Origin of the sequence: Streptomyces glaucescens (assembly GCF_002154375.1) — a bacterium.
GTDB classification, from domain to species: domain Bacteria; phylum Actinomycetota; class Actinomycetes; order Streptomycetales; family Streptomycetaceae; genus Streptomyces; species Streptomyces glaucescens.
In genome coordinates this window covers 1-10,155 of record NZ_MUND01000154.1, presented here as the reverse complement: position 1 = coordinate 10,155, position 10,155 = coordinate 1, and the positions used below count along the sequence as shown (strand labels likewise).

Here is a 10,155-nt window from a genome sequence, read left to right as displayed (position 1 = left end):
CCCCGGGGATGCTGCGCAGCAGCGCCAGGTCCTCCAGGCAGTGGTGGGTGGTGCCGAACCAGGCCCCGGCGACCCCGGCGTACGGCGCGACCACGGTGACGCCCGCGGCCAGGTAACCGAGGGTGAGCTTCATGCTCTCGGCGGCGCGCAGCGCCGCGAACGGCGCGAACGTGGACACGAACGGCCGGTAGCCGGCGGCGGCCATCCCGGCCGCCATGTCGAGCATGGCGCCNNGTGAGTTCGGCGCGGTAGGCGTCGCGCCCCGACAGGGTCATCCGATCATCCGTTTCCACTTGGCGGCGCGCTGGGCGTCGATGGTCACGTAGTGCGAGGCGGCCTTGCCCTCGACGGGCGGCAGGCCCTTGCCCTTGACGGTGTCGGCGATGACTGCGAGCGGCCGGTCGGCGCCGGTGCGGTCCTCGTCGAGCAGCGCCCGCAGCGCGGACAGGTTGTGGCCGTCGACGGTGGCGATGTTGAAGCCGAAGCCGACGAACCGCTCCGCGAGCAGCGGCATCGGGGAGATGTCGGCGACCATGCCGTCGTTCTGGCCGCCGTTGCGGTCGACGACGAGGACGAAGTTGCCGAGCCGCTGGGCGGCGGCGACCTGGCAGGTCTCCCACACCAGGCCCTCCTGGAGCTCCCCGTCGCCGGCGACGGCGATGCCGAGCCCCTGCTGCCCGGCGAGCCTGCGGGCGAGCGCCCAGCCGGCCGCGTAGGGCACGCCGTGGCCGAGGCTGCCGGTCGGGAAGCGCACCCCGGGCACCTTGGCGCTGGGGTGGCCGGTGTACGGGTGGCCCGCCATGCCGTAGTGCGGGGCGGGGTTCTCCGGCAGGATGCCGCTGACGTGCAGCGCGGCGTAGAGCCCGGCCGCCGCGTGGCCCTTGCTGAGCACCACCTCGGTGCCGTCGCCGCGCTCGGCGCGGTGCAGGGCGGCGATCAGGATGTCCAGCACGGACAGGCTGCCGCCGAGGTGGCAGCCGCGCGGGCTCGCGGCCATGTCGACGACGAGCTTCCGGGCGGCGGTGGCCCGCTCGCGCAGCACCGCGTCGATCCGCTCTCCGTCCGGCTCCTCGGTGATCTCCACGGGCGCGTCGCGCAGGGGGACGGTCATGGCGTGGCTCCTTCCGGACGGGTCCGCTCGGGTGCCGGCAGGGCGAACCAGCGGGCCACGGCGTCCGCGAGCACCCGCCGGGCGGTGCGCACGTCACCGGCGCCGATGCGTTCGGTGTCGGTGTGGTCGAGCGCGGAGTCGCCCGGCCCGTACGCCACCATCGGCACGCCCTGCCAGGTGGTGGCCAGGGTGTTCATGTCGGAGGTGCCCTTCTTGACCACGTGCCGCGGCCGGATCCCGGCCTGCGCGAAGGCGCGGGCGAACACCTTGGCGAGCGGGCCGGTACGGCCGCCCGCGTGTCCGGGGGTGGCGCGCAGCACCTCGATCCGCACCCCGGGACCGGCCTGGTCGAGCGCCAGCTTGCGCAGCAGCTCCAGGTCGGCGCCGGGCGGCACCCGGAAGTTGAGGATGCCGACGGCCTGGTGGTGTTCGCGGCCGGTGCGGCAGCTGATGTCGATGACGGCGCTGAGCGCGTCGGACGCCTCCTGCCGGACCACGTCCCGGATGTCCTCCAGGGCCCGCACCAGCGCGTCGGGCGCGGTGACCGCGTCCATGCCCGCCGAATGGCCGCTGGCCACGCTGACGGTGACGCGCAGCTTGAACAGCCCGAAGTAGCCGAGGGTGAGGGTGCCGGAGCCGCTGGGCTCGCCGATCACCACGGCGTCGGCCGGGTAGTGGTCGCGGGCGTGGAAGGCGCCCTTGGAGGAGGAGATCTCCTCCTCGACCGCGCCGACCACGCGCAGCTGTCCGTCGGCGGGCACCTCGGCGTCGGCGAGCACCTGGAGGAAGTTCACCAGGCAGCCCTTGGCGTCGACGCTGCCGCGGCCCCACAGTTCCTCGCCGCGCCACTCGACGGGCCAGCGGTGCGGGACGGTGTCGAGGTGGCCGAGGAGCAGCAGCCGGCGCCGGGTGCCGGTGCCCCGGGTGGCGACCAGGTTGCCGGCCTCGTCGACGGTCGCGTCGATGCCGCGTTCGGCGCACCAGTCGCGCAGCAGCGCAGCGAGTTCGCGTTCGTCACCGGAGACCGAGGGCACGCCGACGGCCCGGGTGAGCAGCGTCAGGTCGGCGTCGGGGCCCTGGGTGCGCCAGAAGCGGGTCCAGGAGGAGGTGTCCGCCATGGTGTGCGGGCCGGTGATGGCGACGTCGGCGGAGCCGTCGAGGGCGAGTTCGGCGGCGCGCACCTTCTGCCGCATCCGCCCGCCCGCGTACCGCGCGGCCTCGCCCCGGTGGGCGTGGCGCAGGGTGGAGGACGGGTCGGCCGGGTCGGTGAGCAGTCCGGCGGTGCCGGTGACCAGCCGCAGGTGGTCGGCGTCGAGGGCGACGGAGAGCCTGGCGGCCAGCATGTCGGCGTCCACGTTGAGCGGGCTGCCGCCCTCGGGGTCGCGCACCGGCGGGCTGAGGCTGACGACGTCGTAGGTGTCGAGCAGCACGGTCAGGCGGGTGACGTCGACGTCGGCGGGCACGCCCGCGCGGTGGTCGCGGACCACGCGGGCCCGACCCTCGGCGGTGACGGTCTTCAGCGGCCGGTTGGCGCGGCCGTCGACCAGGCCGCCGCGGGCGGCGACGGAGGTGAAGGCGGTCACGCCGACGGCGGCCAGGCCCCGCTCCACGGCGGGCAGGGTGACCCGCTCGTAGGCGTCGACGATGTGGGCCATCTCCGGTGGCGGGCAGTAGCGCACCGAGTCGCCGTTGGGCAGCCGCAGTTCGGGCATGGGGCGGCCGATGTCCGCGTAGTGGCGGGCGATGCCGGTGGCGCCGCCCGCGACGAGCAGCACCCGGGCGCCGCCCGCGACCAGCTCGGCGATCTCGCCGAAGATGCCGCCGCGGTCCAGGGTGGCGCTGCCGGCCTTGATGACGTACAGCGGTCTCACGGTGCCACCGCCGTCCGGGGCAGGCCGACGCCCTCGTCGAGCCCGTGCAGCATGTTCATGGCCTGCACGGCCTGGCCCGCGGCGCCCTTGACCAGGTTGTCGATGGCGGAGACGGCCACGCACTCGCCGTCCCGCACGGACACCGCGACCTCGGCGACGTTGGAGCCGACGACCGCCTTGAGCATCGGGAAGTCGTGCGGGGCCTTGGGCGCCGGGCGGACCCGGACGAACGGCTTGCCGACGTACGCCTTGGCGTAGGCCCGCTTGACGTCGATGGGCTCCACGCCGGGCAGCAGCTGGCTGTAGGCGGTGACCAGGATGCCGCGCGGCACGTCCAGGCTGTGCGCGGAGAACTGCAGGTCGAGCGCGGAGCCGGTGAACTCGGTGAGCGCCTGGTGCAGTTCGGGCACGTGCCGGTGGCCGTGCAGCTTGTGCACCCGGAAGTTGCCGGAGCGCTCGGCCGGGGGTTCGCCGCTGTTGCGTCCGCCGCCGGTGGAGCCGGTCTTGGCGTCGACGATCACCCGGGTGCCGATCAGGTTCCCGGCGAGCAGCGGGTAGAGGGCGTAGATGCTGGCGACGGCCATGCAGCCGGGCAGGCTGACGAACCGGCCCTCGGGGAGGTGCGGGGTCAGCTCCGGCACGAAGTAGGCGAAGTCCTCCAGCGGCGGGTGCGCCGCCGACTTCGGGTAGTGCTCCTGGATCTCGTGCGGGTCGCGCAGCCGGAAGTCGCCGGCGAGGTTCAGTACCCGCTTGGCGCGTTCGGCGAGGACGGGCAGCCGCTCGGGGAGGGCGCCGGTGGGCAGGCAGCTGAACGCCACGTCCACGTCCGGCAGCTCGTCCAGCGGCCGGAACTTCAGCTTGGACATGCGCGGGCAGTTGCGCAGCCACGGGTGCACGGCGCCGATCGCCTTGCCGGCGTGCCGTTCGGCCGACAGGAAGACGATCTCGACGTTCGGGTGGTCCAGCAGGAGCCGGATCAGCTCGCCGCCCGTGTAGCCGCTGGCGCCGACGATCGCGACGCGGATCGCGGGGTCGGTGCCGCCGATGTGCTCAGCCAAGGCGGGCCGCCTTCTCGTAGGGGCGGCGGTAGTCGCCGTCCGCGACCAGCTTGCGGATCGCGTCGGGGCGGCGCGCCACCTTGCGGAACGCGTCGGCGTAGCGCAGCAGCCGCTCGTACTCGACGGGGGCGCGCAGTTCGCGGCAGAGCACCAGGGTGCTCTCCAGCATGCCGACGGTGACGGGGAAGTCCTGCGGGCGGTGGTCGCGCACGGCGCCCGGGTTGAGGGAGAACGGGTAGCCGCCGCCGAACCCGTCGCGGTGCCGGAACGGCAGGTGGCAGGGGATGGGGGTGTTCTGCCACTCGCGCGCCGGGACGCCCTCGGCGACCAGCAGCTCGTGCACGGCCTCCTTGACCGCCCACACCGGCAGGTCCTCCAGGCCGGCCCGCTCGGGGTGCAGGCCGATCCGGTACATGTTGTACGCGTGGACGTGGCCCTCGGGGACGTACGGCGCCGAGAACAGGCCGGTCTCGTCGAGTGCCTGGCCCAGCACGCGGGCGTTGCGGGCGCGGACGGCGTCGTAGTACGGCAGACGCGCCAGCTGGCCGCTGCCGAACGCGGCGGCGATCCACGACATCTCGTAGTCGATGCCGTGCCGGCGCACGTAGTCGGCGGCCCGGCGGTAGGCGGACTCCTCGCGGAAGAAGGCGATGCCGCCCTCCCCGCCGAGCGGGAAGTTCTTGTCGGCCATCAGGCTCTGCCCGGCGGCGTCGCCGAAGGAGCCGGCGACCTGCTCGCCGATGCGGGCGGAGTGCGCGTGGGAGGCGTCCTCGACCAGCGCGATGCCGTGCTTGTCGGCGAGGGCGCGCAGCGCGGGCACGTCGGCGGGCAGGCCGTGCACGTGGACCGGCATGATCGCGCGGGTGCGCCCGGTGATCGCCGCGGCGGCGGCCTCGGGGTCCATGCAGTAGGTGCGCGGGTCGATGTCGACGAACACCGGGACGGCGTGCGCGGCGACGACGGCCTGCGCGGTGGCGATGAAGGTGAACGCGGGCACGATCACCTCGTCGCCCGGCTGCACCCCGGCGCCCACCAGGGCCAGGTGGAGGCTGGAGGTGCCGCTCGCGGTGGGCAGCGCCCAGCCGGCGCCGACGTAGGCGCGGTAGGCCTCGGCGAAGTCGGCGACGACCTTCTCGGGCGCCTGCCGCTGGGCGAGCATCAGCGTGAACACGTCTTCCTTGGTGATGACGGGGAAGACGGTCCGGCGCAGGTCCTTGGGGATGATCTGGCCGCCGCCGAACGCGGCCAGCTCCGCGCCGACCTCGGCCGGGTCCGGCAGGGGCAGCGGGTTCTTGGGGAAGTCGGTGATCACGAGGCAGCTCCGGAGGATGCCGGGGTACGGGTGGCCTGGCCCAGGGCCATACGGACGCACGCGGCGACCAGGGGGCTGAGCCGGTAGTTGAACTGGACGCCGGGCACCAGGTCGGCGGCGTCCTCCTGCTGGGTCCACATGGTCCGCAGGTCGTACGCGCCGAAGATCTTCAGCCGCTCGGCGCGGGCTTGCAGGGCGGGGTCGTCCGTGAGGACGGCGGCGGCCGGGCCGAAGCCGAGACCGGTGAGGTCCACCACCAGCGCCGGCGCGGTGGCCTCGGCGGCCAGCTCGCCCAGCCGGTGGACGTCGCCCGCGTCCAGCGCGATGTGGTCGAAGGCGGGCGTGGCGTCCTCGGGCCCGTCCTCGCGGACCGTCACCCCGAGCCAGGCCAGGAAGGCCCGGTCCTTCTCGCCGAGACCGCGCTGCCGGATCTCGTCGCCGTGGCCGATGCCCTGCCCGGCCAGCGCCGAGTGCACGGCGGCGCTGCGGCTGTTCACCAGCACGGCCCTGGCACGGCCGGTGCGCTTGGTCAGGAGCCTTTCCAGGCCGGGCAGTTCGCGGTCGTTCTTCTCGATGCTCATGACCACACCCGTGGTGAGCACCCGGGTGAGCACGGTCGCCGTGTCGAACAGTTCCATGGTTGTCCGGTTTCTCCTTGTGTCCGAGCGAGTCGGAACGGATCGGTGGGGCCTGCGCCCCGTGCGCGGGCCCGGATCAGCCGGCGTCCGCGCCGGCGGTGCGGTCCGCGTACGCCGCGACGGTGCGGGCGGTGTACGCCGCGAGCAGTCCCGCCACGTCGACGCCGTGCCGCGCCGACGACTTGGCGAACTCCGGGTTGGCGTTGACCTCCAGGACCATCAGCTCGCCGGTGGTGCGGTCCTCGACCAGGTCGACCCCGTAGAAGCCCTCGCCGAGGGCCTCCACCACCTGCGCGCAGCGCTTGGCGATCTCCGGGGTGATCTCGGTCCGGCGGATCTCGGCCCCCAGGTGGGTGTTGGTGCGCCAGTCCTCGGAGACCCGCTGGATCGCCACCACCGGGGTGTCCCCCACGACGACGACCCTGAGGTCGTGGCCGGGTTTGTCGACGTAGCTCTGGACCAGGACCGGGAAGAGCTTCCCGGCCGCGTCCACGGACTCCCGGCCGCCGATCCACGCCTCCGTGCCCGGTCCGTCGGCCAGCAGGGACACGCCGCGCCCCCACGAGCCGCTGACCGGTTTGACGACGGCCGGGTGGCCGAGCCCGGCCACCTCCTCGCGGACCTGGTCGTAGCCGAAGGCGTGGACGGTGACCGGGTGCGGGATGCCGTACCGGGCGAACAGCAGGGCCTGGAGGCCCTTGTCGTTGCAGATCTCGATCGCCGAGGCCCGGTTCAGGGTGGTGACTCCGGCGACCTCGAGGCGCTGGGCGGTGCCGTGCGCCTCGCGGTGGGACAGGTTGCGGATCAGGCCGAGGGCCGGCGGGGCGACGCGCCCCGCCAGCACCTCCGTCAGGTCCGCCGGCAGCGCGGTCCGCACCCGCAGCCCCTGGTCGCGCAGCGCGTTCAGGAGCAGCTTCTCGTCGGGCCGCAGCATCGTGACGGACAGCAGGACCTCCGGGTCGGCGGTCACTCGCCCCAGTCCTCCTCGACCTCGGGCGCCAGCTCGACCCGGACGACGGCGTCGGTCTTCTCGACGATCTCGTGCTCCTGGCCGCAGGCGCCGCACTCGGTGATCTCGCCCTTCTCCCAGTCCGCGTCGATCTCGAACTCGGAGTCGCAGACCAGGCACTGGGGCGCGGTGATGGCGGTGGTCATCTCATACCTCTCGTCGTGTTGTGCTCCGGCGTCCGGTTCCACTCCGGCGCCGGCCTTCTCGGTGAAGGTCTGGGTGGTTCGGGGGGCCTGTGGGGCCTGAGGCCTCAGGCCGGGTCCACGTGCAGCGACACCTGGGCCACGGCCCGCTTGGCCGCGAGGTCCAGGTCGGCGTCGAGCGGCGCGTCGACGACCACGGAGGCCGAGCGGTGCCCGGAGTGCTCCTGCACACCCAGCACGTCGCCGGGCAGCCGGCCCACCAGGACGCCCCGCAGTCCGGCCTCGGCGTCGGCCGCGACCGGCGTCAGCGCGGGCCAGCGGTCGTCGCGGGCGGGCCAGGACACCTCGGCGCCCTCGGCGGTGACGTCGCGCAGCACCCCGTGCGGGTGGTCCACGAACTGCTGGCGGGCCCGGCGCCGCGGGGCGGGGTAACGGGTGGGGACACCCAGCGCGAGGTCGAGCATGATCGGCTCGACCGGCACTCCGGTGGCCAGCTCCCACAGGAAGGTGATCGCGTCGCCCGGCAGCCGCGCGGCGATCTCCATCAGCACCACGCCGTCGGCCGTGAGCCGGTACTCGCCGTGGGTGATGCCGTCACGGACGCCGACCCGGCGCAGGATCTCGGTGTTGGCCGCGATCAGAGCGGCCTCGTCGGCCGGGTCCAGCAGGGCGGGGCTGGTGTGGGACAGCTCGGTGAAGTAGGGGCCCTCGTGCTCGTTGGTCTCCTTGCCGGTGACCCCCGACCACAGCACCTCGCCGTTCTGCACCAGCGCCTCGACGGAGAACTCGGGGCCGTGCACCCGGCTCTCCACCAGGGAGATCTCGTCGTCCCCGAACTGGGTGAGCGCGGCGGTGAGTTCCTCCTGCCCGGCGACCTCGGTGACCCCCGAGCTGTAGAACCGCCCGGCCGGCTTCACGACCGCCGGGAAGCGGTCCGCGGGCAGGGTGAAGGAGGCCCGCTCGGCCACCGGCACGACCTGCCAGCGCGGCGAGAACTCCGGTGCGGCGGTGCGCTGGAGCAGCTTGTTGCGGCAGATCACCGCGGCCTTGGAGCCGGTGCCGGGCAGGCCCAGGCAGTCGGCGAGCACGCCCACCGGCTCGACGAACACCTCGCCGACGGAGATGACGCCGCGCACGTCGTAGCGGCTCAGCAGGGGCTGCACCGCGGGCAGCACGGACGCGATCCGGGCGTCGGCGACCTGCACGACCTCGCCCAGGCCGTGCAGCGAGTGGGCCGGGTCGGAGCGTACGGCGTCCAGCCGGGCCAGGTCGGTGTCGGTGGACACCACGGCGAGCGGGACGAGATCGCGGGCGAGCGCTTCCTGGACGAGCCGGCCCTGCCGGGCCAGAACGACCAGATCGCCCATGAACAGGACGGCCTCGGGCCGGTCCGGGGCGCTGACGGAGGTGTCGCGGGACACGGTGGGAACCCCTTCCGGGTGTTTTCGGGCATGACGGGGCCCGCGGGTGGCGGAGCCGGGTGACGTGCCGGGGTACGGCGGTGAGGGGAGGCGGCGCAGAGGGGACCGCGCTCAGCAGAAGGGCGCGAAGAGTTCGCTCTCCAGGGCCTTGGACACGGCCGGCGAGATCGCGGCCAGCTCGGCGGTGCGCGCCGTGTTGTACGCGCGGATCCGCTCGCCCTCCCCGGCCAGGACGCTGTCCTCGCTCAGGTCGAGCAGCCACAGCGGCCGCAGCCGCGCACCGCGCAGCGCCTTCGCGTCGGGCGACTCGATGCCGGGGTGGATCCAGCGCAGCCCGCTCTCGGCCGCGATCCGCACCGACGTGTAGTAGACGAGGTTGAAGTACTCGGCGGCACCGCGCACCAGCCGGTCGTAGTCGAAGCCGACCGCGCGCACGTACAGCGTGTCGCCGTGGACGTAGAACAGGCTGAAACCGACGGGGGGTTCGCCCGGCCGGGCGCAGAACAGCACCTCGGCGCGCTCGCCCATGGCCGCCGCCTGCCGCCGGAACGACTCGGTGAGCACCTCCAGGTCGTACGGGTGGCCGTAGCGCCGCTGGGTGGCCGCGAGCAGCCCGGCCGCCTCCGCGTAACTGTCGGCGAGCGGCACCCGGGTGATCTCGTACCCCGCCGCGGCGAACGCCTTGACCTCCTGCTTCACCGAGTCCCTGCGGCCCTTGGACGGCAGTGTCCGCAGCCACGCGTCCCAGCCGCCCTCCGGCACGTCGACCCAGGCGTCCGTGGTGAGCAGCACCGGCACCGTCGCCACCCCGGCCGCGCGCAGCGCCAGCGCGTCCTCGGTGGCGACGAAACTCGCCACGCAGGGCGCCGGCCGGTCCGCCGCCGCGTCCGGCAGCAGCTCGGTGCCGGGCAGCCGGGCGGCCAGGTCCCGTACGGCGTCCAGCAGGCCCGGCGCCGCCCGGCCCGCCTCGACACCGTCACGGGTGAGGAGGCTGGTGCGGTAACCGCGCCGCTGGCCCACCAGCAGCCCCGCCGGGGCGGGGGAGGGCAGTCCGCGCGCGGCGAGCTGGGTGTGCCACTGGTAGAAGGAGTTGGGCTCCTCGGCCAGCGCGGTGACCGGGACCGCGCCGTCACCGGTGCGCACCGCGCCCGTCGCCGTCCGGCCGCCGATGTCGGTGGCGCAGAACCGGAGCCAGTCGGCGGAGGAGTAGAGACGGCCGGCGGCGAGGGAGTCCCAGGTGTCCGGGGACGTTCCGCCGAGGTGGTCGTCGAATTCGGGAAGGCCGGTCATGGTCGTTTCTCTCCGGGGCTCGGAAAGCGGTGAATCGGAACGCGGTGGCGCGGAATTCAGGAGCGGATCGTTTCCCCACCGCATTTCGAGTCGACGTACGGCGTCCGGGGCGGAGAATTCGAGGGGATTCACGACTGTTTCCTCTCTGCCTCTCTCACTCTGCCGAATTCCGGCCACGGGCACCACGTTCGCCCGCACAAGGTGTCAAGTCGGTGAGAGCGCCCAGGTAGGAGCGGACGTTGCGGCGGGTCTCGGTGACGCTGTCCCCGCCGAACTTCTCCGCCACCGCGTCGGCGAGGACC

Annotated in this window: 9 protein-coding genes and 1 pseudogene; all 10 read right to left on the bottom strand. The window is 73.8% G+C overall.

Annotated features, from left to right (window positions below; translation table 11 throughout):
- Positions 1–226, bottom strand: a pseudogene (locus CCN42_RS11750) (transketolase family protein); the annotation flags it as partial.
- A gap of 45 nt (positions 227–271) precedes the next feature.
- Positions 272–1,111 carry a 1-deoxy-D-xylulose-5-phosphate synthase N-terminal domain-containing protein gene (locus tag CCN42_RS11745; RefSeq protein WP_086735196.1) on the bottom strand — a complete coding sequence of 280 codons (840 nt, stop codon included), beginning with the start codon at positions 1,109–1,111 and terminating at the stop codon, positions 272–274.
- Complete coding sequence (locus tag CCN42_RS11740) at positions 1,108–2,982, bottom strand: M20/M25/M40 family metallo-hydrolase (RefSeq protein WP_086735194.1); 1,875 nt, start codon at positions 2,980–2,982, stop codon at positions 1,108–1,110. Before CCN42_RS11740 ends, CCN42_RS11745 begins: the two co-directional genes overlap by 4 nt.
- Entirely contained in the window at positions 2,979–4,040 is a 1,062-nt protein-coding gene (gene argC / locus CCN42_RS11735) for an N-acetyl-gamma-glutamyl-phosphate reductase (RefSeq protein WP_245877248.1), read from the bottom strand. Before argC ends, CCN42_RS11740 begins: the two co-directional genes overlap by 4 nt.
- Complete coding sequence (locus CCN42_RS11730) at positions 4,033–5,352, bottom strand: DegT/DnrJ/EryC1/StrS family aminotransferase (protein ID WP_086735193.1); 1,320 nt, start codon at positions 5,350–5,352, stop codon at positions 4,033–4,035. The genes argC and CCN42_RS11730 overlap by 8 nt, the downstream gene beginning before the upstream one ends.
- Entirely contained in the window at positions 5,349–5,990 is a 642-nt protein-coding gene (locus tag CCN42_RS11725; protein ID WP_086735191.1) for a degT/DnrJ/EryC1/StrS aminotransferase, read from the bottom strand. Before CCN42_RS11725 ends, CCN42_RS11730 begins: the two co-directional genes overlap by 4 nt.
- Before the next feature lie 76 nt (positions 5,991–6,066).
- Complete coding sequence (locus tag CCN42_RS11720; RefSeq protein ID WP_245877247.1) at positions 6,067–6,960, bottom strand: RimK family alpha-L-glutamate ligase; 894 nt, start codon at positions 6,958–6,960, stop codon at positions 6,067–6,069.
- A complete protein-coding gene (locus CCN42_RS11715; protein ID WP_043502471.1) occupies positions 6,957–7,145 on the bottom strand; it encodes a lysine biosynthesis protein LysW in 189 nt (62 codons plus the stop codon). The genes CCN42_RS11720 and CCN42_RS11715 overlap by 4 nt, the downstream gene beginning before the upstream one ends.
- Positions 7,146–7,249: 104 nt before the next feature.
- Positions 7,250–8,563, bottom strand: a complete 1,314-nt coding sequence (locus CCN42_RS11710) for an ATP-grasp domain-containing protein (protein ID WP_245877246.1) — start codon at positions 8,561–8,563, stop codon at positions 7,250–7,252.
- A gap of 111 nt (positions 8,564–8,674) precedes the next feature.
- A complete protein-coding gene (locus CCN42_RS11705) occupies positions 8,675–9,853 on the bottom strand; it encodes a GNAT family N-acetyltransferase (protein ID WP_086735190.1) in 1,179 nt (392 codons plus the stop codon).
- Positions 9,854–10,155 lie beyond the last annotated feature (302 nt).